Here is a 22,759-nt window from a genome sequence, read left to right as displayed (position 1 = left end):
GTGGGTTCGGGTGGTTCGAGGTGGTGTGCGGTCAGCGGTGCGCGCGGTCCGGCACACGGGGGTGTCCGAACCGTTCGCGCAGGGTGAGGTCGTCGTACGTCGTGGCGGTCCGGCCACGGCGCTGCAGTTCCGGGACGACGTGGTCGACGAAGCGGTCGATGCCACCGGGCAGGTACGGGAACTGCACGATGAAGCCGTCCGCGCCGCCGTCGTCGCTGAGTTCCTCGAGCCGGTCGGCGATCTCCGGTCCGGTCCCGGTCAGCAGCTGGCGGCGGTAGGACCACGAGTAGACGTCCCGCGGTGTGGCGGGGCCGTCCGCGATGAGGCGCTCGACCGCGGGCTTCGGCGATCGGGTCTCGTTCGAGGTGTCGAACTCCGCCGCGTAGTCGAAGGGTGCGTCGACGTCGCGGCCGGAGAGGTCCTGCCCGATCTGGTGCGACACGTCCTCGAGGATGAGGGCGTCCGGCGTGAGGGCCAGGATCGCGTCCGCTTCGGCACGGGCGTCGGCAGCGGTCTCCCCCACGACCGGCATCACCGACGGCATGACCTTCACCGCGTCGGCGGCCCGGCCGTGCCGGACCGCTCGGGCGCGGAGGTCGTCGACGAACCGGCGCACCTCGCTCGCGGATCCCCCGCGGGTGAACACCGCGTCGGCGGTGTCCGCCGCGAGTTCGAGTCCGGACTCCGAGCCGCCGGCCTGGAACAGCAGCGGGTGGCCCTGGGGCGGTCGGGCGATGTTGAGCGGCCCGCGCACGCGGAAGAACTCGCCGTCGTGGTCGAGCCGGTGCAGCTTGTCGCGGTCGGCGAAGACCCCGGACGCTGCGTCGGCACGGATGGCGTCGTCGTCCCAGCTGTCCAGCAGCCCGTGCACGACGTCGACGAACTCGCGGCCCCGCTCGTACCGGCGGGAGTGGTCGATGTGGGTGTCGCCGCCGAAGTTGCGCGCCTCTTCGTCGTAGCGGCTCGTCACGAGGTTCCACGCGGCCCGGCCCCGGCTGAGGTGGTCGAGCGAGGCGATCGTGCGGGCGACGTGGTACGGCTCGTTGTACGTGGTCGAGACGGTGGCGGCGAGGCCGATCCGCGACGTGACCTGCGAGAGCGCGGCGAGCAGCGTGAACGGTTCCGGACGGAGCGCGCCGTAGTGGTCGACGCCGGACGGGTAGCGGTCCCAGAAGTACAGGCCGTCGGCGAGGAACAGCGTGTCGAAGAACCCGCGCTCGGCGGTCTGCGCGATGTGCCGGTGGTGCCCGATGGTGAGGTGCTCGGCGGGACGGGACGACGGGTGCCGCCAGCCCGTGACGTGCGCGCCGCCGGGGTGGAAGGCGAAGGCGCCGAGCAGGATGCGGTCACTCATGCGGACACCTCCGTCGCCGCGGTGTCGGCGAACCGGCTCGCCGGACGGTCCAGCCCGAGGTGCTCACGGAGCGTCGTGCCCCGGTACGCGCGGTCGTACACGCCGCGACGCTCGAGCTCCGGCACGACCTGGTCGACGAACCGGTCGACGCTCACCGGGATCGACGAGAACGCCAGCATGAAGCCGTCGGCGGCGTCCTGCTCGTACCGTTCCGTCAGGTGGTCCGCGATCTGCTCAGGCGTGCCCGGCAGGAACCGTCGACGGAGGATCGTCCGGTAGACCTCGCGGAGCGTCGTGGCCTCCGACGCGATCCGGCGGATGGACTCGTACACCGACTTCGACTGGGTGACCGACGACTCGTCGAACGCGTGCTCGAACGGTGCGTCGAGCGGTCGGTCGGACAGGTCGGTCTGCAGGTAGTGGGACAGCAGGTCGAGCGAGACGCGGTCCGGGGTGAGCTCCTCGATCTCGTCGAGCTGGCGGAGCGCATCGGCCTCGGTGTCGCCGATCACCGGCGAGACCGCGGGCAGGACGAGGATCGACGACGGGTCGCGACCGTGCTCGGCGGCCCGGCGCTTGTAGTCCGCGTAGAGCGTCTGCGCCTCGGCGAGGCCGTCCTGCCAGAGGGTGAAGACGCCCTCGGCGGCGGCACCGGCGAGGGCCCGACCCGCCTCGGACGCGCCGGCCTGGAACAGCACGGGGTGCGCCTGCGGCGGTCGGGCGATGTTGAGGGGACCACGGACCCGGAAGAACTCGCCCTCGTGGTCGAGCACGTGCAGACCCTCGCGCTTCGCGAAGTACCCGGACGACTGGTCGTACAGGAACGCGTCGTCGTCCCAGCTGTCCCAGAGTCCCTGCACGACGTCGACGAACTCGGCGCCCCGGCGGTAGCGGACGGCGTGGTCGAGGTTCGCGTCGCGGCCGAAGTTCCAGGCTTCCTCGTCGGAGGCGCTCGTGACGAGGTTCCACGCCGCGCGGCCCTCGCTGAGGTGGTCGAGCGAGGCCAGCTTCCGGGCGACGTGGTAGGGCTCGTTGTAGGTCGTCGAGATCGTCGCGGCGAGTCCGATGTGCTCGGTCCGCTGCGACAGGGCACCGAGCAGGGTGAACGGCTCCGTCCGGATGTTGACGACGTGGTCGATGCCGGACTCGAACCGGTCCCACACGTACAGCTCGTCGGCGATGAAGAGCGTGGCGAACCCGCCGCGCTCGAGCGTCTGGGCGAACCGGGCGTAGTACTCGATGTCGAGGTAGGCGTCGGGCTCGCTGCCGGGCAGACGCCAGCTCGTGACGTGCTCGCCGCCGGGGTAGAAGACCATGCCACCGAGGACGAGGCCACCGTCGCGGGTCATGCGGACACCGCCGACAGCCCGGACACCGAGGACCCGACGGTCGCCCCGATCAGCGGTGCCACGTCCTCGGCGAACAGCGCCAACGCCTCGCGCCGTCGCCCGTAGTCCGGGTAGCCGTGCTCGACCTGCACGTTGAGCTGCGTCGCGAACCGGGTCGACGGTGCCGCCGCGATCGACGCGGCGATGTCCTCGGCGGTGCCGTAGTGCAACTGCAGCGAGGCGGCCTTCTCGGCGAGCGTCGTCGCGGGCGGCAGGAAGGACTCCCCCCACGCGTACTTCGCCTCGATGCCGTCGCGTGCTTCACGCAGAGCGGTGTCCCGGTCCCGCGCCGGGTAGATCGCGGTGGACAGCGCCACCCGGGGCGTCGCACCGTCCGGCAGTGCTTCGTGGTACGCCGCCGCCGTGACCTCGGCCGGCACGGTCTGCGTGGTGCCGACGAGCACACCGTGCCCGCGGGCCGCGGCGATCGCGGCGCTCTCCGCGGTGAGCGTGGCGTCCCAGATGCGGTCGAGCAGTGCACTGCCGTCCGGGTTGAGCCGTGCGGTTCCGGTGCCGAGTGTCTCGCCGCGGAGCGCCCCGAGCAGTCGTGCGAGCTGCTCGTCGAACGCCGAGCGACGCGTGTCGTGGTCGGCCCCGACGAGTGCCGGCGCGAAGACGTCGAGGGTCTCCGGACCGCCACCGTTCGCGACGCCGAGTTCGACCCGTCCGTCGCTCAGCGCGTCGAGCACGGCGGCGTCCTCGGCGACGCGGACCGGGTCCTCGTGCGGCAGGGTCACCGCGCCGAGCCCGAGGCGGAGGGTGGACGTCCGTTCGGCGAGGGCCGCGAAGAACACGAACGGTGCCGGCAGTCCCCCGCGCCGCGGGTCGTCGTCGTGCCGGAAGTGGAACTGGCGCACCCAGGCGCCGTCGTAGCCGAGGCGTTCCGCGGCGACGAACAGCTCGAGCTCGTCGCGGTACGCACGGCCGGCGGGCGGTGCTTCCGTGCCGTGCGAGAACACCGCGATCCGCAGCGGCACCGAGGCCGCGCGGGCGATCCGGTCGACGTGTGTCATGGAGCACTCCCTCGTCAGTGGAGTGATCGAAACACGCACCGCCGACAGCGCACGAGTGTCCGTGTAACGCGACGCCGCGGTTCGTCACGGAACGTCAAGAACGGCACGATCGCCGTCCGGGGAGCATCATCACCCCCGTGTCGCACCCCGTCGAATCAGCCACGCTCCGTCGCCGCCACCCACCCCTGCCCGACCACGTCACCTGGGAACCGAGCAGCCGCCGGGTCCGCGCGGTCACCGACGAGGTCACGGTCGTGGACACCGTCGCCCCGATCCTCGTGTGGGAGGCGGCGCAGAAGGTCCCGGAGTACGGGATCCCCGTCGCCGACGTCCGCACCGACCTGCTCCGCGTCGCCGAGGACGCTCCGGCACCCGGCCGGTCGTGGCGACCGGTCCGTCCGGCCCGCCGGTGGTACGACCTCGTGCTGCCGGGTCGCGTCGTCCGTCACGTCGCGTGGGCCTGGGACGACGACGGACTCGACGGGTACCTCGGCGTCACCTGGACCCCGGGCGTCCTCGACGCCTGGTACGAGGAGGACGAGCCGGTCATCACGCACCCCCGCGACCCGCACAACCGGGTGGACGCCCTGCGGAGCAGCCGCCACGTCGTCGTCCGCGACGGTGACCGGGTGCTCGCCGACACGACGGCCCCGGTCGCCGTGTACGAGACCGGCCTGCCGACCCGCTGGTACGTGCCGCGCGCCGACGTCCGGTTCGACACGCTCGTCGCGACCGACACCGTCAGCGAGTGCCCGTACAAGGGACACGCCACGGAGTACTGGGCCGTCCGCCGCGCCGACGGCTCCGTCGAGGACGTCGCCTGGTCGTACCCCGCGCCGTTCGCGGCGGTCGCCGCGGTGCGCGGCCTCGTCGCGTTCTGGGGTGAGCGCGTCGCCGTCGAGGTCGACGGTGTCGCGGAGGTCGCGGTCGCCGACCTGCGGGTCTGACCGGGCCACCCCGCCGCCCCGCGGCCCGACGTGGGCACGACATCGGACTGGAGGCGCGGTGCGGCGCCGCACCGCGCCTCCAGTCCGTCGTCGTCACCGTCCTCGGGCCGTCGCCGGTCTCCGCGGTCGGCCGACGCCGGTCCGCTGGGCGCGTCCGGACGGGCGCGCACAGCGCGCAGCGCGTTGACTGGAGCGTCGGTCGAACGAGGAGTGCGTGTGCTGGGACCTGAACTGGTGGTCGTGCTCGGCCTCGCCATCGCCGTGACGGCCGGTGTCGCCGACCGGATCCGGGTCGCGCCACCGGTGCTGCTGCTCGTGTTCGGGGCCGGCCTCGCCCTCGTCCCGCAGTTCTCGGAGGTGCAGCTGCCGGCGGACGCCGTCCTGCTGCTGTTCCTGCCCGCGCTCCTCTACTGGGAGAGCCTCACGACGTCGCTGCGCGAGATCCGGAAGAACCTGCGCGGCATCGTCCTGATGGGCACCCTGCTCGTCGTGGTCACCGCCGGTGCCGTCGCGGTGCTGCTCCACCTGCTCGGCATGCCGTGGGGTCCGGCCTGGGTGCTCGGCGCCGCGGTGGCACCCACCGACGCGACCGCGGTCGGCGTCCTCACGAAGATGCTCCCGCGCCGGAACGTCACCGTGCTCCGCGCCGAGAGCCTCGTCAACGACGGCACGACGCTCGTCGTCTACGGGATCGCCGTCGCGGTCACCGTCGGCACGCAGGAACTCACGTTCTGGAGCGTCTCCGGGATGCTCGTCCTGTCCTACCTCGGCGGCGTCGCGGCCGGTCTCGCGGCCGCCTGGGTCGGCACGCTCGTCCTCCGGCGGGTCGACACCGTGGTGCTCGAGAACCTCGTGACGTTGCTCGTGCCGTTCGCCGCGTTCCTCGCGGCCGAGGCGATCGGGGCGTCCGGGGTGCTCGCGGTCGTCGCTGCCGGCATCGTGGTGAGCCAGGTGGGACCGAAGCTCGACCGCGCCGAGACCCGGCAGCAGGTGCGCGCGTTCTGGTCCTTCCTGACGTTCCTGCTCAACGGCGCACTGTTCGTGCTCGTCGGCATCGAGGCGATGGTGGCGGCGCGCGCACTCGACCCGTCCGAACTCCTCCGCGCGACCGGGATCATCGCCGCCGTGGCGGTCACGCTCGTGCTCGTCCGGTTCGCGTTCCTCAACGCCGCAGGCGGCACGATCTGGGTCGTCACCCGGCGGACCGGCGGGGCACCGCGCGAGGGGCACCGGGACCGCCTGGTGAGCGGGTTCGCCGGGTTCCGGGGCGCCGTGTCGCTCGCGATGGCGGTCGCTGTGCCGCGCGCGCTCGAGTCCGGTGCGGCGTTCCCCGACCGCGACCTCATCGTCTTCGTCACCGCCGGGGTCGTCGTCGTCACGATCGTCGGTCAGGCCCTCGTGCTGCCGGCCGTGCTCCGACGTGCAGCACTGCCCGAGGACGAGTCCGTCGGCGAGGAACGGCGGTACGCCGAGCGCACCGCGATCCAGGAGGCGCTCGACGCCCTCCCCCGGCTCGCCCGGTCGACCGGTGCCGACCGCGCCACCGTCGAGCGCGTGCGGAAGGACTACGAGGCGCACCTCGACGTGATCCAGGCGCGCGCGGAGGAGGACGACGACCACCCGGCGCTGCAGCGGCACGACAGCGCCGTCGCCCTCGAACTCGCGCTCGTGCAGCACAAGGCCGCGACGCTGCTGCGGCTCCGGGACGCCGACGAGATCGACGACCTGGTGCTGCGGCAGGTGCGGGCGGGCTACGACGCCGAAGAAGCACGGTTGGACGGGTCGACGCCGGTGTGAGCAGGGGCGTGCGGCTCGCGCTCAGAGTCCTGCTGGGTCCTCGTCGGGGTCTGCGCCGTCGAGCGGGTCTGCCTCGTCGCGCGGGTCTGCTTCGTCGAGCGGGACCGGCCGGTCGTCGTCCGGCACCAGCTCGTCGTCGCCGCCGTCGGCCACGGGCAGGTCGTCGGGATCGTGGACCGTGGGGTCCGGTGTGTAGTCGGTGTCCTGGGCCTCGCGGAAGTCGCCGAGGTCGTCGTCGTCTCTCGGATCGCTCATGGCCGTGACGGTACGCCCGGTGCCGGGGCGTGTCCGGGCGGTCCGGTTCACCCGACCGGGGTGACGCGCACCGAGTCCGGCAGCGGTGCACTGTGCACATGACGATCGAACTGCCGCCGCGCGGGACGCTCCCCGAGGTCTTCGACGAACTCGACCACCAGCTCGCCTGCATCGCCTACCTGTGGGCGCTGCCGATCGTGTCCTACGCGCAGTGGCGGACCCAGCACGCGCAGGTGTTCGGCGCCACCGACCACGACCTCGTGCACTACGTCTCCTACCGTGACCGACTCGGCTTGATCACCGCGAACGCGACGACGCCGTACATCCTCAACTTCTTCGACCTGCGCAGCACGGGGCCGATCGTGATCGAACTCCCGCCCGGGCCCACCGCCGGGGGCGTCTCGGACTTCTGGCAGCGCGAGGTCGGTGTGCTCGGCGAGATGGGGGCGGACGCCGGTCGCGGTGGGACGACCCTCGTCGTCGGACCGGGCCAGGAGGTCCCCGAGCACGACCCCGCCTGGTCGGTCCTGCAGTCGACCGGGATGAACATCATGTTCGGGTTCCGAACCCTCGACCCCGACCCGGCTGCGAGTCTCGCCCTCGCCGAGGGGGTGCGGGTCCACCCGTTCGCGCTGCACGACGACCCACCCGCCACCCGCCTGGTCTCGCCCGACGGTCGACCGTGGACCGGTGACCAGCCGTCCGGGATCGCGTACTGGTCGCTGCTGCACGGGATCTACCAGAACGAGGTCGTCGACGAGCGCGACCGGTTCTTCCTCGCGATGCTCCGCCAGCTCGGCATCGAGCCGGGTCGGCCGTTCCAGCCGGACGCGCGGCTCACACGGATCCTCGAGCGGGCGTCCGAGCAGGGCGAGCGGATGGCGCAGGCGAACTCGTTCGCGAAGCGGTTCCCCGGCGTCCGGTACTGGCCGGACCGTCGGTGGGACCTGACGGTCGTCCTGTCCGAGTCGTCGCAGCGGGGCCCGTGGTACGACGAGTTCCTCGAGCGTGCCTCGTGGTTCTACGAGGCGGTCAGCTTCTCCGAGGCCATGAAGAGCCAGGTCCCCGGCAAGGGCCAGGCGTACCTCAGCGCCACGGTCGATGCCGACGACGAGTGGCTCGACGGCGGTGCGTCGTACACGCTCGTCGTCCCGCCGGACGTGCCGGCCGCCCTCTTCTGGTCGGTGACCGTGTACGACGCCGCGACACGGTGCCTCGTCGACAACGACCAGCAGCGCGGCGACCGCGGGAGCCGCTCCGCGGACCTCCGGTACGAGGACGACGGGTCGGTGGTCCTCCGGTTCGGTCCGACGGCGCCGACCGAGGGCGACACGAACTGGGTCCAGACGATCCCGGGTCGGCACTGGTTCTCGTACATGCGGTTCTACGGTCCGCTCGAGCCGTACTTCGACCGCACGTGGAAGGCCGGCGACTTCACGCGGGACGGGTCCTGAGCCGGGAGCCGAGGGCCGAGGGCCGAGGGGCGTTCTCGCAGAACCCGTTCCGGCAACCCCTCGCGCCGTCCGGCGGCGCCGGGTTCGATGGCACCATGACCGAGCCCAAGACCTTCTTCATCACCGGGACCAGCCGCGGCATGGGCGTCGAGTTCGCCCGTGCCGCGCTCGACGCCGGGCACACCGTCGTCGCCACCGGACGGAACCCCGACCGTGTCCTCGCGGCCGTCGGCGACCACGACGCCCTGCTCGCCCTCGCACTCGACGTCACCGACGAGGGCGCCGCCCAGGCCGCGGTCGACGCCGCGGTCGACCGCTTCGGACGGATCGACGTCCTCGTCAACAACGCCGGCAGCTTCCACGCCGGGTTCTTCGAGCAGCTCTCCTCGTCGCAGTTCCGCGCGCAGTTCGAGACCAACTTCTTCGGGGCGCTCGCCGTCACGCGCGCCGTCCTGCCGGTGATGCGGCGCCAGCGCTCCGGCCACGTCATCAGCATCAGCTCGACCGCCGGCATCGTCGGGTCGGCGGGCGGCAGCGCCTACGCGGCGTCGAAGTTCGCGCTCGAGGGGTGGATGGAGTCGCTGCACGGCGAGATCGCTCCGCTCGGCCTGCACGCCACCGTGGTCGAGCCCGGGTTCTTCCGGACGGACCTGCTCGCCGAGGGCGACTCGACCTTCTGGGGCGACGTCGAGGTCCCCGACTACACCGCTGCCGCCGCCGAGACGCGGACGTTCTTCGAGGGCATGGAGGGCCAGCAGGTGGGCGACCCGGCGAAGCTCGCGCGGGTGCTCCTCACCCTCACCGAGTTGCGCGAGCCGCCGCTGCGGTTCGTCGCCGGTGCCGACAGCGTCGAGGGCGTGGTCCGCAAGGCCGAGCAGCTCGTCGAGCAGGCGCGTGCGTACCCGGAGCTCTCCGACCACCTCGACCTCGACGAGCGGGAGGGCTGAGCCCCGCCGCTCGTGCTCGTGCTCGTGTTCGTGCTCGTCACCGTGGTGCGACCGGTTCGAAGGGCTGCTCGTCGACCCCGCTGCCGGCCGACATCCGCAGCACCGAGCCGGCGGGGACCTCGCGCCAGACCCCGGGCAGGGCGACCAACGGCTCGGAGAGGACGACGCGCGCGTTCTCGGGCAGGTGCGCGAGGCGCTCGATCTCCGGGTAGAGCTGCCGAACGGCCCCGACGTCGGAGCTGACGAACAGCGAGTTCGCGGTCCCCGCGCTCGCGTACCGCACGGCGATCAGGTCGTGTCCGTCGCTGAGCCCGATCGTCATCTGCAGGGCGTCGTGGATGCCGGCCTCCGCGGCGACCGACTCGACGAACCCGGCCATCCGTCGGAGGCCGCCGACCGGGTCCTCCTCGAGCCCGAAGGTCAGCGCGAGGAAGAACATCAGCTCCGAGTCGGTGGACCCGAGGATGCAGGGGAACAGCTCCTCGCGGACCGCCGTGAGGAGCTGCCGCCGGAGCCTGCTGTAGCCCGAGATGAACCCGTTGTGCGCGAACAACCATTTCCCGTACCGGAACGGGTGGCTGTTCGTCTCCTGGACGGGCGTGCCGGTCGCAGCGCGGACGTGTGCCAGGAAGAGCCCGCTCGCCACCTCGGAAGCGAGCTCGCGGAAGTTCTCGTCACCCCACGCCGGCGTCGTGCTGCGGTACCGAGCGGGCCGCTCGTGTCGCCCGTACCAGCCGAGACCGGTGCCGTCGCCGTTCGGGGCCGGCGACTCGGCCGAGTGGAAGCGGCTCTGCTCGATCAGCGAGCGCTCCGTGTCGTAGAGGAGCTCCCGTGGCTCGATCGGATCCCCGACGTACCCCAACCAACGACACATGAGCTTCTCCCTGCTGATCAACCGTGGACGTGCGCGAAGGGTTCGAGGACGAACATCGCCGGCGGCATCGCTTCGTCGAGCACCGGCGAGAGCGTGAGCCCGTCCATCGAGATGTCCCACCGGACCCGGAACGTCCTGCTCCCGGAGCGGATCGTCAGGGTCGACCCGTTGACGGCGAACGCCATCTGCTCGCCGGTGGACCGGCTGGAGCCGTGACCGGCGACCACGGTGAGGCGGAGGCGGTGGAAGACGAGCATGCGCCACTCCGGTCCCTCGCTGAGGCCACTCGTGTTGGGCGTCGGGCCGCCCGACGGGGCGAACCCGAGATCCTGGCGGGAGAAGTCGGCGCGCCACACGCCCTCGAGCGCCCCGGCTCGGTGCCCCGGGTCAGGATCGTGTCGGTGTGCAGGGGCCCGCGACCCGGGTGATGCTGCCGGTGGCACCGGACGATCGGTCTGCTGCGGCATCGACGGCTCGTGGGTCGGCATCGTGCACCCCGAGCCGACGGACGCCACGGTGAGGGCGAGCGCGGTCGCGCCGAACAGGTGCGATGTGGTGGACAGGTGGTGCATGGCGGGTCCTTGGGTCGTGCAGGACGCCCGGACGGAACGGAGGGGGTGTCGGTCGGGAACGAGCAGGGGCGCCCGCAGAGCGGCACCACCGGGAGAGAGCCGGCCAGTCCTGACGAGAGCGAGGTCCGGGCCGTTGCGGCTGAGGGTACGCCGTGACCGCGGACGCCGCCCGGTGCGCCCGGCGCACCGCCGTTGCCGCTGGACGGGTCGGTTCCGTCAGCGCCGGATGAGGAGCGACCGCTCCCCGTCGACGGCGGCACGGACTGCGGTGACCGTCTCCGACGGCGCCTGTGCGGTCGTGTCGATCACGTTGCCCTCGAGCTCGCCCAGGTCGGCGAACTGGTCCCACATCGAGAGGATCGGCTCTCGGTCGACGAGGGCACCGGACGCACTCCTGCCCTGCGCCCGGCGGAGCGCTTCGTCGCGAGACGGGCGGAGGACCACGTAGTGCAGGTGCGGCAGGCCCCGGTCCTGTTCGGGGTCGCGGAAGTGCTGCAGCATCCACGGCCCGATGATCCCGTCGACCACGACCACGAAACCGCCCGCGGCGTACGTGGATGCCGCGCCGCGGATGACCTTCATGACCGTCTGGTTCTGCTCGTCGGACTCCGGCGAGTACGGCGGGATCGCACCCGACACGATGGCGTGCCAGAAGTCGTCCGTGTGCAGGTGCACCGACCGCGGGAAGGAAGCCGCGAGGGCTCGAGCCGTCGTCGTCTTGCCTGCACCGGGTGGACCGGTGACGATGACGACCGCAGCAGCGTCCATGCCCTCGGAGGGTAGCCCTCGGTGCCGACGACGGTGATCGAGGGCCGGGACTGCGCCGCAACGGGTGTGCGGGGAACCGCACGGATCGGACGAATGCGGCTCGGCTCGGGCCATGATGGGGCAGCTCAGACGACACGAAGGAGTATCGATGCGAGTGCTGATGTACGTGCTGATGATCGTGGTGGCGACGGTGCTCTCCCTGGGTGCCGGGCTGCTCGTCGGCATCGCGTTCCAGGACGCGGCGAACGGCCTCCTCATCGCGACGGCCTGCACGTCGCCGTTCCTCGTCATGGGTCCGGTCGTGATCGGGACGATCGCGGGGTACTGGGACCACCGGTCATCGGCGGAGAGCCGTCGCTTCCTGGGCTGGTGGTTCATCGGCGTGGCCGCGATCGACGTGGTCGCCGCCGTGTTCGTCGTGCTGGCGACGCTGTCGGCACGGGCCCCGGTCTGGGTGCCCGTGGTGCTCCTCCTCGGCGCAGCGGTCCTCCTCGCCGTCGCACGGCCCCTCGGTGCCGTGTTCCGTCGAACCGAGCCGCCGATCTCGGAGCACCCGGACGGCTCCGTACCCGACGCACGTGCCATCCGCAGCAAGGTCCGGACCATCGCCGTCACCTTCGTCGTCTCGGCGGCCCTCGCGAGCGTCGGGGCCGCCCTCCTGACCACCCTCGGCCGAGATGACGGCGAGGACGTCGTCGTGTTCGCGCTCCTCGCCGGCCAGCTGACGTTCACCGCGACCGCGATGGCGACCGTCATCGTCTCGCTCCCCTTGAGCCGAGCCCTCCGGGACGCAGGCGGCCGCGACATCGCGCGACTCCGCCGCTTCGCGAAGGTCGTGCTGCGCCGCAAGGAGCTTCCGCTCGACGATGCCGACGAGCGCGGCGCCGTCCGGTACGCCCGCCTCGTCCCGCTCGCCCTGCAGTTCCAGATCGCCTTCGTCGGCCTCCTCTACGTCGCACTCGCCTTCCAGTTCGTGTCACAGGCGATCGAAGGCGATCTCGGCGTCATGCCGGAGTACTTCCTGGCCGCGCTGGTCGTCGTCCTGATCGTCGTCGTTCCGTTGACGGCACGGAGGATCCGCCGCGCACGCTCGTACGTCGACGACCACGCGCAGGCGGCCGACGACCCGTCCTCCCCGTCGACTGCGGGAACCCTCCGGTGATCGATTCCCCCCGCGAACAACGGGCCCGCACCTTCGTCGTCGCCGAAGACAGCAGCGGCGAGACCTCCCCTGGAGCGGCGCGGTCGACGCACATCACGTTCACACGGGCCACGAGCGCTGCCGAGTGGGACCCGCTCGTCGCCGCGAGCCCAGGGGCCACCGGCTTCCACGACTGGTCGTGGCTCCGGCTGATGGCAGACGTCTTCGGGTGGACGTTCCACCCACTCGTCGTCCACGAGAACGGTCGGTCGGTCGGCGTCTTCCCGGTGCTGATGCGGCCCTCGCTCCTGCCGCGACCGGCGGAACCCCCGTTCCCGTACGTGGGCCCGCTCGTCCCCGATGCGCTCCTCGGCGCCACGATCGGAGCGTTCCGGAGGTGGCAGATCCGGCACGGGCGCCCCTTCGTGCGCTTCGAGTTCGGCCCCGGTTCCGCCGAGGCCGCGCGGAGGACGTTCACCGGCACACGCGCCGATTGGAAGCCAGACCGCACGATCATCGTGGACCTCGCCGGCTGCACGCCGGAGACACTGACCGCCGGCATGAAGAAGGGCGCCCGCCACGCACTCCGGACGGCCGAGCGGAACGACGTGCGGATCAGGCCGTCCCTCCCCGGGGAACTCACGGAGCTCCTGCCGGACGTGCTCGGCGAGGCCTACACGAGTCGCGGCGTCCCCTCGCCGTACCCCGACGACATCGGCGCACGGATCGAGGCATGGGCCGTCGGCCGTGACGACGTCTACATCGCCACCGCCATCGTCGGCGACGAATCCGTCGGCGCACTCGTCGCCCTGGCAGGCCATCCCGTCGTCACCGGATGGGCCGGTGGATCACTCCGCGCACACCGGGCGGCCAATCCGAGCACCGCCCTCTACCACGACATGCTGCAGTGGGCACTGCGCCGAGGCCACACCTCCGTGGACCTCGTCGGGTACGTCGACGAGGGCATCAGCCGGTTCAAGAAGTCCTTCGGCGGCGTCGAACAGCCATACCTCACCGTGATCTCGTCCCTCGTCCCGGATGCTGTCCTGTCGGCCGGCGCGACCGTGCGGCGGTCGACCCGATCCGGTTAGGGTCGCGTCTGTGACCTTCACCGAAGTGCGTGTGCGCAGCGGCGTGCTCGACGTCTCGATCGCGACCGCGGGTCCGGACGATGGCTGGCCGGTGGTGCTGTTGCACGGGTTCCCGTACGACCCTCGCTGCTTCCGCGACGTCGCGCAGGGGCTCGCTGCCGCCGGCGCCCGTGTCCTCGCTCCGTACCTCCGTGGGTTCGGCGGGACGCGGTTCCTCTCCGACGAGACTCCTCGGGTGGGTCAGCAAGCCGCCATCGGCCGCGACGTGCTCGACCTGATCGACGCTGCCGGGTTGCAGGGGCCGATCCTGGTCGGCTTCGACTGGGGTGGCCGGGCCGCCTGTGTCGCCGCAGCGCTCCGGCGGTCGGCGGTCGGCGGGCTGGTCGCGCTCGGCGGCTACTCCGTCCAGGACATCGCGGCTGCCGCAGAGCCGACCGATCCGCTCGACGAGAGCCGGGACTGGTACCAGTACTACTTCCACGGGGAACGCGGCCGCAGGGGGTTGACCCGACACCGCCGGGAGATCGCCGAGCAGCTCTGGCGGGAATGGTCGCCGACACGACCGGTCGACGAGCGAGCCTTCGCACTGACTGCGCCGTCCTTCGAGAACCCGGACTTCGTCGAGGTCGTGATCCACTCCTACCGACACCGCTTCGGTCTCGCGCCGGGCGCGGCGGTGTACGAGGCGGACGAGCGGCTCCTCGCGGGGCTCCCCGCTGTCGACGTCCCGACGATCGTGCTCGACCCGACCGAGGACCCGGCCCTGCACCCGCGGACGCGACAGCGCCACGAGCAGCACTTCACGCAGCTCCTGGACCACCGACTCGTCGCGAGCGGGCACAACCAACCAGCGGATGCCCCCGCCGAGGTCGTCCGCGCTGTGCGGGACGTGCACGCGCGCCTCGTCGGGTGACCTCCGGGGTCTCTCGCCGAGCGATCCCCGATGGAGACGTCGTCGGGGTCGACTCCGTGGCCCGTCGCAGGCAGGATGCAGGTGTGAGTTCGGCACGGATCGCATGTCTGGTCGGCGGCATCCTGCTCGCCGTGGGCGGGCTCCTTTGCGGGGGCGCGTTCGTCGCCGAGGTGACGGCCGATCCGGAGGGTAACGCGAACATCGGTGCCGGCGCCCTGCTGTTCCTCGGACGACCCGTTGCGTACGTCGGCGTCGTACTGCTCTTCGTCAGCCTGGCGCTGTACGCCCGGTCGACTCGCCCGGGAAGCTGACCACGAGGGACCGGCGGATCGCCGCTCGCTCCGTCAGCATCGCGGACCAGGGACCGGGGACCGGCCGGCACTCTGACAGGATGCCTCCATGGGGCAACGACGGACGACGGTGTCGATGGCCGGGGCGCTCGTTGCGCTGACCCTGCTGACGGGCTGCGCGACGGAGCACAGCGGAGCGTCGGCCGGCCCGTCGTCGGGGAGCACGCAGGTCGGCACCGCGCCTGGAGCGCCCACAGGCGCCGTGACGGACGCGGCCTCCGGCGACGGCGCCGGTGCCGGACCGGACGGTGACAGCCCTCCGCAGTACGGACTCAACAAGCGGCACCACGAACGAACCGAGCTGACTGCTGCTGCGGCGGCGGAACTCGACGCCGCACGCGCCGAGGTGGAACGGGAGATCGCCGAGCTGCCGACCCCGGTCCTCGAGCCGGCCGTCGCCACGGTGCTCGACGGTGTCGGCGCGCCGTCGCCCTGGATCGTCACGACGGTGACGGGCGAGAAGGTGCTGTTCGAGGCACAGGTCGAGATGACCGGATGCCTGATCGGCGAGGTGCAGCAGGACGGGACCGCCGCGGTCGCGGCCGCCGGGTGGGTCCTCGACGGCGGGTGCCACGCACTCGACGGGCACTGAACGGCGTCCGACCTCCGAGACGCGCCGGACTAGGGTCGTTCGTCGACGAGGGCGACGAAGCGGCTGCCCACGCCCTCGACCTCGCGCCGGGTGAGCCCCGCGGTGGGTTCTGGCGCCTGGTAGGGCGCGTGGTAGTCGCACATCAGGTAGTCCCAGTCGGGCCACCACTTCTTGGGGCGCGCTTCTTCGGAGAAGCCGCAGACCACGCACTCGAGGTGCGCCCAGACCTTCTTCGTCCCTGTGCGGTTGGCCCGGGACTGCGCGAGCCAGGCAGGCGGATCCTGCTCGATCGCCTCGAGCTCGGCTTCGCTCAGGCGCGAGGGGATCCCGTGGTGGGTCGCCATCTCGAGGGGGATGTCGAGCCGAACGGCGGCGTCTCGTCGGGAAAGCATCCGACCAGGGTAGGTCCTGCAGCTGCAGGCAGTCGCCCGAACGCATCGTCTGCCCTCACTGCAGTGCGGACGTGAGGCGAGCGAGGTTGTCGAGCATCCGGACTGCCACCGGTCGACGGGACCACGCGTCGAGCGTGAGTTCGTCACTCGCGGCCCGGTACCCGTCCTCGACGATCCGCATCCGGTCGACGAGCGTCCGGCCGTGCAGCAGGACCGACACCTCCATGTTGAGGGTGAAGGAGCGGATGTCGAGGTTGCTGGACCCGATCACGGTGACGTCGTCGTCGACGCTGAAGTGCTTCGCGTGCAGGATGGTCGGCGCTCGGTGGAGCCAGATGCGCACGCCGGCACGCAGGAGCGGTTCGTAGTAGGACCGCTGGGCGTGGTGGATGAGGAACTGGTCGGACTGCGCCGACACGAAGAGCTCCACGTCGACGCCCCGGGACGCTGCCGTGACGAGGGCGAGCATCACTGATTCGTCGGGGACGAAGTACGGACTGGTGATGCTGATCCGGTGCTCCGCGTGGTGCAGCAGGAACGTGAAGAGCTTGAGGTTGTTGTCGTTCTCGAAACTCGGTCCGCTCGGCACGACCTGCGCGTCGACGGTCGACGGTCGCGCGGACAACTCGACCGGGCTGACGTCGAGCGGCAGGAACTCGTCGGTCTCGCCGTACCAGTCGGTGACGAACACGGCGTCGAGCTCCCGGACCGCCGGCCCGTCCAGACGGATCATCACCTCGCGCCACCGCCGACCGAGCTCCTGGTTCCGGCGTTTCAGGTACGAGGCGTCGATGAGGTTCTGCGAACCGGTGAAACCCACCACGCCGTCGATCGTCACGAGCTTGCGGTGGTTCCGGAGGTCCGGCCGCTGCCAGTGTCCTCGCCAGGGACGGAGCGGCAGCATCGGGTGCCACTCGGCACCGATCGCGTGGAGTCGTTCCCGGGTCGGTCGAGCGCGCGGTGCGAGGACGCTGCCGAGGTGGTCGGACAGGACCCGCACCGCGACGCCGCGCTGCACGGCTCGCGCGAGGGCGTCGAAGAAGCCCTCGGTCGACGGGTCGAGGACGAGGATGTAGAACTCGACGTGCACCGACGCACGCGCGGCGTCGACGGCCGAGGTCATCGCCGCGAAGGACTCCTCGTACCCGTCGATCACCTCGACCTCGTTCCCGCCCACCATCGGGAGGGACCCGAGGTTCCGGGAGAGCTCGACCGCGCTCGGCAACCACGACGGCCACTCCGCTCGGTGCGACACCCGGTCCAGACCCGGGACACGGGCCGAGACCGCGGCGTTCACCTCCCGCTGCTGCTCCCGTCGGCGGCGGGGCAACCGACCGCTGCCGATGACGAGGAACGCGAGGATGCCCAGCGCCGGCACGATCACGATGGCGAGGATCCACGCGATCGCGGACGACGGGTGCCGGTTCCGGGGCACGACGACGGCTGCGACGAGGACGACGACGACGTGGAGTGCCACCCCGAGCGTCGCGACGAGCTCGTCACCCGTCATGACCACCACTCCTCGGCTGCGGTTCGTCGATGACTTCAGTCGGGGAGGTCGGTCGGGTCGGTCACCGGACGGAGCGATCCGTCGCCGTTCGCGGCGCTCTCCGGGATCGTGCCCGGGAGCAGCTTCGGCAACCGGTTCGTGGGGAGGATCGCGACGGCGCTGAGTGCGGCGAGGACGAGGAACCCGATCCGGAGTGTGCGGAGCCGGGCGTCCGTGTTCACCTGGACCGCCGCGTCGACCTGTGCCGGGGTCGCGTCGGTCTTCGCCAGTGCTGCACGGAGGTCGTCGTTGCTGACGAAGTTGATGCTGTCCAGGTCGACCTGCGACTGCAGTTCCGGGGTGAGCGCATCGCTGCGGGCGATCGCCTGGTTCACGCCGGTGCTGAGCAGGGTGACCAGGATCACGCCGATCAGTGCCGTCCCGACCGCGGACGCCAGGTTCTGCGCGGTCCCGCGGATCGAGCCGACGTCACCGGCCAGTTCCTTCGGCGACGAGGTGACGAGGACGTTGAACAGGACGGTGACGAGTGCGCCCTGGCCGACACCGAACACGATCAGGCCGATGATCGTGGGAACGGTCTCCCAGTCGTTCGTGACGACGAACGCGAGCCAGAGCAGGGCCACGGTGGTCAGGATGAAGCCCGTGCGGGCGATCGTCCTGGCGCTGAACCGCGAGTAGAACCGCACCACCACGAGCGCTGAGACGAACACCGTGAGGTTGAACGGCAGCATCGCGAGGGACGTGTCGAGCGGCGTGCGGCCCTGCACGATCTGGATGTAGAGGGGAACGCTGAAGTTCACCGCCGCCTCGGTCGCGACGATCACGAACAGGGCCGCGATCGCGGAGCGTTCCCGCGGGGATCCGATCACGGACAGGTTGATCAGCGGCACCTTGCCGGCACGGCCACGCCGCCGGGTCCAGACGAAGAACGCCTGCCCGAGGACGACACCGAGCACCACCACCAGCGGCGCGGGCGAGACCCCGACGACGTCGAACGGGGCGCCGGCCTCGGCGCGGAAGAACCCCCACCCGTTCATGTTGTTGAACCCGAGCGTGATGCACACCACCGCAGCGCCGATGAGCACGGCACCGACGAGGTCGATCTTCACGCGCGGGTTCCCGGCGTCGGACCGCAGCCGGAAGCTCAGGACGAACACGACGACGGCGAGGGCGATGAGGATCGCGAACACCGGTCGCCAGCCGATGAACGTCCCGAGCAGACCGCCGATCACGAACGCGCTCACCCCGGACGCGGCGCGTGCGGAGCCGAGGGAACCGACCGCCGTCGCCTGCTGGTCTCCCTCGTAGTTCTCGGCGATGAGCGCGACGAGGCTCGGCACGATGATCGCCGCCGACGCGCCCGCGAGTGCCTGCGCCGTGATCATCACGCCGACGTTCGGCGCGATCGTCATGAGCACCATGGCGAGGAGGAAGACGCCGATCACCGCCCGGAACACGAGCACCCACCCGAAGCGTTGTCCGAGCTTGGCGCCGGTCATCACGAGTGCCGCCACGACGAGGCCGTACGTGACGATCCCGGTGCTCACCGTGGTCGGCGGTACTCCGAAGTCCTGCACCATGCCCCCGAGCGAGACCGGCAGGGCGGCGACGTTGAACGACATCAGGACCTGGGCGAGGGCCAGCGCCACCATCGGGGCCCAGGAAGCACGGGGTGGAGCAGCGGTCGTGCCCGGCGTGGTGGCGGTCATGGTGTCTCCGTTCGGTGGACGTCCGCGGACGCGAACAGGTTGAGGCCGAGGGTGCGGGACAGCCAGGTCGTGGCGAGGACGCCGCGCACGCTGTTGCCGGCGGGATCGAGCGGTGGGGAGAACGTCGCCAGGCCGCCCTTGCCGGGGGCGATGGTGAGGATCCCGCCGCTGACTCCGCTCTTCCCGGGCAGACCGATGTCGTAGAGCCACTCGCCGGACCGTTCGTAGAGCCCGGACGCCGCCATCGCCGCGAGGACGTGCTGGCAGACCTCGGCGTCGACGACCCGGACCCCGGTGACCGGGTTCACTCCCCCGTCGGCGAGGGTGGCTCCCATCACCGCGAGGTCCTCCGTCGTCACGTTCAGCGAACACTGCTTCGTGTAGACGTCGGTCGTCTGCAGCGGATCGAACGCGAGCCGACCGTAGCTCTCGAGGAGTCGCGCGATGCTCTTGTTCCGCAGGTTCGTCGCCGCCTCGGACTCGTACACGGCGATGTCGAGTTCCAGCCGTCGGCCGGCGAACGCCGACAGGCCGTCCTGCACGGCGTTCCACTTCGCACCCGGTGTGGCCCCTGGCATCAACGCCGTCGTGGCGAGGGCGCCCGCGTTCACCATCGGGTTCATCGGATGGCCGTCGTTGAGTTCGATCGCGGTCACCGAGTTGAACGGCAACCCAGTGTTGTTCACCCCGACGAGTTCCGCCGCGCGACGGTGCCCGATCTGCTGACAGACGAGTGCGAACACGAACGCCTTCGAGATCGACTGGATCGAGAACTCCACGAGCGCGTCCCCGACCGAGTGCCTGGCACCGTTCGCCTCGGCGACACTCAGTGCGGACCACGTGGGATCGGCCGCCGCGAGTGCCGGGATGTAGTCCGCGACGATCCCGGACGTCTCCCCGGCGAAGAGGCCGTGGGCCTCCGCGAGCAGCGCGTCGATGCGGCGCCCGTCCGGCAGCCGCCCCGTGGACACGAGCTGCGCGGTGTCACGGACGGCGGCCGACCGGTTGCCGGTCATGCGCCGACCGCCGGATGCGTGGCGGCGACGGCCACTGCCTCCCGGCCGATGTCCTGGGCATCCTGCTCCGGCGACCATCCGTCGCCCGTCGTCGCGGGGTGCGATCCGGTGTCCATGACGAGCCCTTCCTGCTGGATCAGTTCCCGGAGACCGCGCGGAGCGTGACACGAACGTCGTCCGGCTCGCCGTCCCGGAGGTACGTGAGCTGCACGCGGTGGCCCGACGGTTCCGTGGCCTCGAGGTGCGAGATCGTGTCCGGGTGCAGCGTGTCCACACCGTCGATCGCGACGACCACGTCACCGGCGCGGAGACCGGCAGCGCCTGCGGGTCCCCCGTCGGTGACCGCGGTCAGTTGCAGCCCGATCGAGAGCGCTCCGGACGAGTCACGGACGGACACGGGGTTGGTCTGCGCGCCGAAGGTGGGGTGATTCACCGATCCGTCGGCGCGGAGCGCTGCGGCGACCGGCCGGGCGACGGCGGCCGGCACCGCGAAACCGATCCCGACACTTCCGCTGCTCGCCGTGCCGTCCGAACCGGGGACCGTCGCGATCGCGGTGTTGATGCCGACGAGGCGACCGGCGCAGTCCACCAGGGCGCCGCCCGAGTTCCCGGGGTTGATCGAGGCGTCGGTCTGGACCGCGCCGGTGAGGATCGTGCTGCCGGTCTCCGTCGGCACCGGCACGTTGCGGCCGAGGGCGCTGACGACGCCGGTCGTGACGGTCCCGGACAGCCCGAGTGGTGCACCGAGGGCCACGACCGGCTGCCCGACGGACAGGTCGTCGGAGTCGCCCCACCCGAGCGCGGGCAACCGCCGGTCGCTGTCCGCGCGGAGGACCGCGAGGTCCGTCCTTGGGTCGCGGCCGGACACCGTGGCGTCGATCGTCGTCCCGTCGTCGAGCTGCACGGTCACCGTGCCGCCGTCACCGGCCGCGGCGATGACGTGGTCGTTCGTCAGGATGATCCCGCTCGGGTCGATGACCTCACCGCTGCCGGTCCCGCCCCCGTCGCTCGCGGCCACTGCGATGGTGACGACGCTCGGGAGCACCGAACGCGCCACCTCCTCGGCGTCGCACGTCCCGGCGGAGCCGTCGGCCGTTGCCGGTGCGCCAGAGGACGCGGCCCGGCTCGAGATGAGCCCTGCTGCCGCTCCCGCGACGACGACGGCGACGACGCACGCCACGAAGGCGACGGACGTCCGGGCGGTCCACCGGCCACCGCTCGTCGGGCCGCCGGCGTCCGCTCCGTTCCCCGACATGATCCCCCCGTTCCTGGCGTTCAGGCCTCGGACGGCCGCGCAGCAGCACGCCCGGCGTCGATCGCGAGGACGATCTGCGCGATGCCGAAGACGATGAGCACGGCCGCGACCGCCGCCACCGTGAGCACGGCACCGAGGTACGGCAGGTTGATGACGAGGATGCCGCTGAGGATGCTGAGGATCGCCGAGGTGATCGTGAGGCCGCGGTTGCCCGTCGTCGGCGCGTAGAGCAGCGTGACCCCCTCGAGGAGCCACGCGAAGCCGATGAACAGCGCGATCCACCGAACGCCCACGGGCGGGTGGACGATCGCGACGATCCCGCCGGCGAACACCAGGACGCCGAGGACCACCATGCCGATCCGCCGAGCGACCCCGTGGTGTTCGGTGAACGCCCGGACGACCATGACCAGACCAGACACGAGCAGGTAGACGCCGAACACCCACGCGACCGCGAACAGGGTCGCGTGGGGCACGACGAGCGCCACCACCCCGGTGAGGATCGCCACGACGCCGATGATCGTCAGCGGGGTCCGGAGGCGTCGGTCGGTGTGCTCCGGGGAGGCAGCCACGGTGTCGTCAACCATCGTCTTCCGACCTTCCTGACAAGAATTCGGAGTGATTGGTGCGGTCTGGGGATAGTGAACACCCCGATTCAGCTTCTGTCCAGGAACGCATCCGGAAAAACTCCGACGCGGAAGGGTTGCGAAAGGAGTAGACCTCGGGGAACGGCCGGCTCAGCTCCACCAGACCGATCAGGAGGTCGCACCATGGACGACGAGGTCGCTCCGAACTCCCGGACCAGGCGCCCCCGCCCTGCTCCACGTCGAGCACAGCAGGCCACCAGCCTGCTCATCACGGGTGCCGTCGGGTTCGTCGTCGCGATCGTCATCCTCACCCGGCCACCCGCAGCCCTGGACGCCGAGGTCCACCTGCTCGGGTCGTACCTGATCCTGTCGGGCCTCCTCCGGCTCGGTCGCGCAGGGATCGGCGACGGCATGGCGCTGACCAGACGGATCGTCCACGGCGCCCTCGGGACGCTCGTGCTCGTCGCCGGAGTGATCTCGGTGGTCCACCCGCCCGGAGAACTCAGCGCCTGGGTCGCCGTCATCGCGATCGCCTGGGTACTCGAGGCCGCGGTGATCCTCACCGGGTCGATGTTCTCGACCGTCCGGCCACTGACCCTGATCGCGGTCGTCCTCTGCCTCTGCATCGCGGTGGCGCTCGTGCTCTACCCCGTGATCGGCGTCCGGGCCGCGACCGCGGCCAGTGCGGTCTTCCTGGTCCTGTTCTCCGCCGCCCAGCTGTTCGAGGGCGTCCTGGTCTGGGTACCGCCGCGGTACGAGACCATCACGACGGATGTGCCCCACCGCACGACACACGGATGACGGCACCGAACGAGGGAAGTGGCTGCCGTGAAGGAC

Annotated in this window: 23 protein-coding genes; 10 read left to right on the top strand and 13 right to left on the bottom strand. The window is 71.3% G+C overall.

Going from position 1 to position 22,759, the window contains the following annotated elements; all coding sequences use genetic code 11:
• Positions 1–31 precede the first annotated feature (31 nt).
• The 3 genes from DEJ28_RS08800 to DEJ28_RS08790 are packed head-to-tail and all read right to left on the bottom strand — an operon-like array spanning position 32 to position 3,755.
• Entirely contained in the window at positions 32–1,354 is a 1,323-nt protein-coding gene (locus DEJ28_RS08800) for an NtaA/DmoA family FMN-dependent monooxygenase (RefSeq protein WP_111115497.1), read from the bottom strand.
• Complete coding sequence (locus DEJ28_RS08795; protein ID WP_111115498.1) at positions 1,351–2,703, bottom strand: NtaA/DmoA family FMN-dependent monooxygenase; 1,353 nt, start codon at positions 2,701–2,703, stop codon at positions 1,351–1,353. The genes DEJ28_RS08800 and DEJ28_RS08795 overlap by 4 nt, the downstream gene beginning before the upstream one ends.
• Positions 2,700–3,755, bottom strand: coding sequence for an LLM class flavin-dependent oxidoreductase (locus DEJ28_RS08790; protein WP_111115499.1), 1,056 nt, complete (start codon positions 3,753–3,755; stop codon positions 2,700–2,702). The genes DEJ28_RS08795 and DEJ28_RS08790 overlap by 4 nt, the downstream gene beginning before the upstream one ends.
• Before the next feature lie 137 nt (positions 3,756–3,892).
• On the opposite strand from DEJ28_RS08790, the gene DEJ28_RS08785 reads away from it, so the two are divergent.
• Positions 3,893–4,702, top strand: coding sequence for a DUF427 domain-containing protein (locus tag DEJ28_RS08785; RefSeq protein ID WP_220034626.1), 810 nt, complete (start codon positions 3,893–3,895; stop codon positions 4,700–4,702).
• A 216-nt stretch (positions 4,703–4,918) separates the two neighbouring features.
• Entirely contained in the window at positions 4,919–6,499 is a 1,581-nt protein-coding gene (locus DEJ28_RS08780) for a Na+/H+ antiporter (protein ID WP_111115579.1), read from the top strand.
• A 21-nt stretch (positions 6,500–6,520) separates the two neighbouring features.
• Here DEJ28_RS08780 and DEJ28_RS08775 read toward each other — a convergent pair whose 3' ends face one another.
• Complete coding sequence (locus DEJ28_RS08775) at positions 6,521–6,754, bottom strand: hypothetical protein (RefSeq protein ID WP_111115501.1); 234 nt, start codon at positions 6,752–6,754, stop codon at positions 6,521–6,523.
• A 98-nt stretch (positions 6,755–6,852) separates the two neighbouring features.
• Between DEJ28_RS08775 and DEJ28_RS08770 the strand changes: the two genes are divergently transcribed.
• Both DEJ28_RS08770 and DEJ28_RS08765 read left to right on the top strand, forming a co-directional pair.
• Positions 6,853–8,208: a DUF1254 domain-containing protein gene (locus DEJ28_RS08770; protein WP_111115502.1), complete on the top strand. Its 1,356-nt coding sequence runs from the start codon at positions 6,853–6,855 to the stop codon at positions 8,206–8,208.
• A 95-nt stretch (positions 8,209–8,303) separates the two neighbouring features.
• The gene (locus DEJ28_RS08765; RefSeq protein WP_111115503.1) at positions 8,304–9,155 is read left to right on the top strand and encodes an SDR family NAD(P)-dependent oxidoreductase; all 852 of its coding nucleotides are present in this window, start codon (positions 8,304–8,306) and stop codon (positions 9,153–9,155) included.
• 37 nt (positions 9,156–9,192) lie between these two features.
• Here DEJ28_RS08765 and DEJ28_RS08760 read toward each other — a convergent pair whose 3' ends face one another.
• The 3 genes from DEJ28_RS08760 to DEJ28_RS08750 all read right to left on the bottom strand — a co-directional run bounded on the left by DEJ28_RS08760 (position 9,193) and on the right by DEJ28_RS08750 (position 11,369).
• Entirely contained in the window at positions 9,193–10,029 is an 837-nt protein-coding gene (locus DEJ28_RS08760) for a class II glutamine amidotransferase (RefSeq protein ID WP_111115580.1), read from the bottom strand.
• A gap of 17 nt (positions 10,030–10,046) precedes the next feature.
• Positions 10,047–10,601, bottom strand: coding sequence for a hypothetical protein (locus DEJ28_RS08755; protein WP_111115504.1), 555 nt, complete (start codon positions 10,599–10,601; stop codon positions 10,047–10,049).
• Positions 10,602–10,817: 216 nt separating this feature from the next.
• Positions 10,818–11,369: an AAA family ATPase gene (locus tag DEJ28_RS08750; RefSeq protein WP_111115505.1), complete on the bottom strand. Its 552-nt coding sequence runs from the start codon at positions 11,367–11,369 to the stop codon at positions 10,818–10,820.
• Between the two features lie 148 nt (positions 11,370–11,517).
• Between DEJ28_RS08750 and DEJ28_RS08745 the strand changes: the two genes are divergently transcribed.
• From DEJ28_RS08745 to DEJ28_RS08725, 5 genes are all read left to right on the top strand, one after another.
• Positions 11,518–12,531 (top strand): hypothetical protein, encoded by a 1,014-nt coding sequence (locus DEJ28_RS08745; protein WP_146248845.1) that lies wholly within the window; start codon positions 11,518–11,520, stop codon positions 12,529–12,531.
• Positions 12,528–13,601, top strand: coding sequence for a lipid II:glycine glycyltransferase FemX (locus tag DEJ28_RS08740; protein ID WP_111115507.1), 1,074 nt, complete (start codon positions 12,528–12,530; stop codon positions 13,599–13,601). The genes DEJ28_RS08745 and DEJ28_RS08740 overlap by 4 nt, the downstream gene beginning before the upstream one ends.
• A gap of 10 nt (positions 13,602–13,611) precedes the next feature.
• Complete coding sequence (locus tag DEJ28_RS08735; protein ID WP_258368044.1) at positions 13,612–14,514, top strand: alpha/beta fold hydrolase; 903 nt, start codon at positions 13,612–13,614, stop codon at positions 14,512–14,514.
• A gap of 83 nt (positions 14,515–14,597) precedes the next feature.
• A complete protein-coding gene (locus DEJ28_RS08730; protein WP_111115509.1) occupies positions 14,598–14,825 on the top strand; it encodes a hypothetical protein in 228 nt (75 codons plus the stop codon).
• Between the two features lie 88 nt (positions 14,826–14,913).
• Positions 14,914–15,456, top strand: a complete 543-nt coding sequence (locus DEJ28_RS08725; RefSeq protein WP_111115510.1) for a hypothetical protein — start codon at positions 14,914–14,916, stop codon at positions 15,454–15,456.
• A 29-nt stretch (positions 15,457–15,485) separates the two neighbouring features.
• Here the strand turns inward: DEJ28_RS08725 and DEJ28_RS08720 are convergent, their stop codons facing one another.
• The 6 genes from DEJ28_RS08720 to DEJ28_RS08695 all read right to left on the bottom strand — a co-directional run bounded on the left by DEJ28_RS08720 (position 15,486) and on the right by DEJ28_RS08695 (position 21,922).
• The gene (locus tag DEJ28_RS08720) at positions 15,486–15,848 is read right to left on the bottom strand and encodes a hypothetical protein (RefSeq protein WP_111115511.1); all 363 of its coding nucleotides are present in this window, start codon (positions 15,846–15,848) and stop codon (positions 15,486–15,488) included.
• Between the two features lie 55 nt (positions 15,849–15,903).
• Positions 15,904–17,358 (bottom strand): cardiolipin synthase, encoded by a 1,455-nt coding sequence (cls, locus tag DEJ28_RS08715; RefSeq protein ID WP_111115581.1) that lies wholly within the window; start codon positions 17,356–17,358, stop codon positions 15,904–15,906.
• A 35-nt stretch (positions 17,359–17,393) separates the two neighbouring features.
• Positions 17,394–19,067, bottom strand: coding sequence for an MFS transporter (locus DEJ28_RS08710; RefSeq protein ID WP_258368045.1), 1,674 nt, complete (start codon positions 19,065–19,067; stop codon positions 17,394–17,396).
• Positions 19,064–20,083, bottom strand: a complete 1,020-nt coding sequence (gene glsA, locus DEJ28_RS08705) for a glutaminase A (protein ID WP_111115513.1) — start codon at positions 20,081–20,083, stop codon at positions 19,064–19,066. The genes DEJ28_RS08710 and glsA overlap by 4 nt, the downstream gene beginning before the upstream one ends.
• Before the next feature lie 136 nt (positions 20,084–20,219).
• Complete coding sequence (locus DEJ28_RS08700) at positions 20,220–21,338, bottom strand: S1C family serine protease (RefSeq protein WP_111115514.1); 1,119 nt, start codon at positions 21,336–21,338, stop codon at positions 20,220–20,222.
• Between the two features lie 20 nt (positions 21,339–21,358).
• Positions 21,359–21,922, bottom strand: a complete 564-nt coding sequence (locus DEJ28_RS08695; RefSeq protein ID WP_111115515.1) for an HdeD family acid-resistance protein — start codon at positions 21,920–21,922, stop codon at positions 21,359–21,361.
• A 183-nt stretch (positions 21,923–22,105) separates the two neighbouring features.
• On the opposite strand from DEJ28_RS08695, the gene DEJ28_RS08690 reads away from it, so the two are divergent.
• Positions 22,106–22,723: a hypothetical protein gene (locus DEJ28_RS08690; RefSeq protein ID WP_111115516.1), complete on the top strand. Its 618-nt coding sequence runs from the start codon at positions 22,106–22,108 to the stop codon at positions 22,721–22,723.
• The last annotated feature ends 36 nt before the right edge of the window (positions 22,724–22,759 follow it).

This window comes from Curtobacterium sp. MCPF17_002, from assembly GCF_003234115.2.
Lineage (GTDB): Bacteria > Actinomycetota > Actinomycetes > Actinomycetales > Microbacteriaceae > Curtobacterium.
This window is presented reverse-complemented; position numbering and strand designations above follow the sequence as displayed.

Excerpts from the sequence above, each read along its gene's own strand:
- DEJ28_RS08800 (WP_111115497.1), bottom strand. The coding sequence starts at position 1,354 with ATGAGTGACCGCATCCTGCTCGGCGCCTTCGCCTTCCACCCCGGCGGC.
- DEJ28_RS08795 (WP_111115498.1), bottom strand. The coding sequence starts at position 2,703 with ATGACCCGCGACGGTGGCCTCGTCCTCGGTGGCATGGTCTTCTACCCC.
- DEJ28_RS08790 (WP_111115499.1), bottom strand. The coding sequence starts at position 3,755 with ATGACACACGTCGACCGGATCGCCCGCGCGGCCTCGGTGCCGCTGCGG.
- DEJ28_RS08775 (WP_111115501.1), bottom strand. The coding sequence starts at position 6,754 with ATGAGCGATCCGAGAGACGACGACGACCTCGGCGACTTCCGCGAGGCC.
- DEJ28_RS08770 (WP_111115502.1), top strand. The coding sequence starts at position 6,853 with ATGACGATCGAACTGCCGCCGCGCGGGACGCTCCCCGAGGTCTTCGAC.
- DEJ28_RS08765 (WP_111115503.1), top strand. The coding sequence starts at position 8,304 with ATGACCGAGCCCAAGACCTTCTTCATCACCGGGACCAGCCGCGGCATG.
- DEJ28_RS08760 (WP_111115580.1), bottom strand. The coding sequence starts at position 10,029 with ATGTGTCGTTGGTTGGGGTACGTCGGGGATCCGATCGAGCCACGGGAG.
- DEJ28_RS08755 (WP_111115504.1), bottom strand. The coding sequence starts at position 10,601 with ATGCACCACCTGTCCACCACATCGCACCTGTTCGGCGCGACCGCGCTC.
- DEJ28_RS08750 (WP_111115505.1), bottom strand. The coding sequence starts at position 11,369 with ATGGACGCTGCTGCGGTCGTCATCGTCACCGGTCCACCCGGTGCAGGC.
- DEJ28_RS08745 (WP_146248845.1), top strand. The coding sequence starts at position 11,518 with ATGCGAGTGCTGATGTACGTGCTGATGATCGTGGTGGCGACGGTGCTC.
- DEJ28_RS08725 (WP_111115510.1), top strand. The coding sequence starts at position 14,914 with ATGGGGCAACGACGGACGACGGTGTCGATGGCCGGGGCGCTCGTTGCG.
- DEJ28_RS08720 (WP_111115511.1), bottom strand. The coding sequence starts at position 15,848 with ATGCTTTCCCGACGAGACGCCGCCGTTCGGCTCGACATCCCCCTCGAG.
- cls (WP_111115581.1), bottom strand. The coding sequence starts at position 17,358 with ATGACGGGTGACGAGCTCGTCGCGACGCTCGGGGTGGCACTCCACGTC.
- DEJ28_RS08710 (WP_258368045.1), bottom strand. The coding sequence starts at position 19,067 with ATGACCGCCACCACGCCGGGCACGACCGCTGCTCCACCCCGTGCTTCC.
- glsA (WP_111115513.1), bottom strand. The coding sequence starts at position 20,083 with ATGACCGGCAACCGGTCGGCCGCCGTCCGTGACACCGCGCAGCTCGTG.
- DEJ28_RS08700 (WP_111115514.1), bottom strand. The coding sequence starts at position 21,338 with ATGTCGGGGAACGGAGCGGACGCCGGCGGCCCGACGAGCGGTGGCCGG.
- DEJ28_RS08695 (WP_111115515.1), bottom strand. The coding sequence starts at position 21,922 with ATGGTTGACGACACCGTGGCTGCCTCCCCGGAGCACACCGACCGACGC.
- DEJ28_RS08690 (WP_111115516.1), top strand. The coding sequence starts at position 22,106 with ATGGACGACGAGGTCGCTCCGAACTCCCGGACCAGGCGCCCCCGCCCT.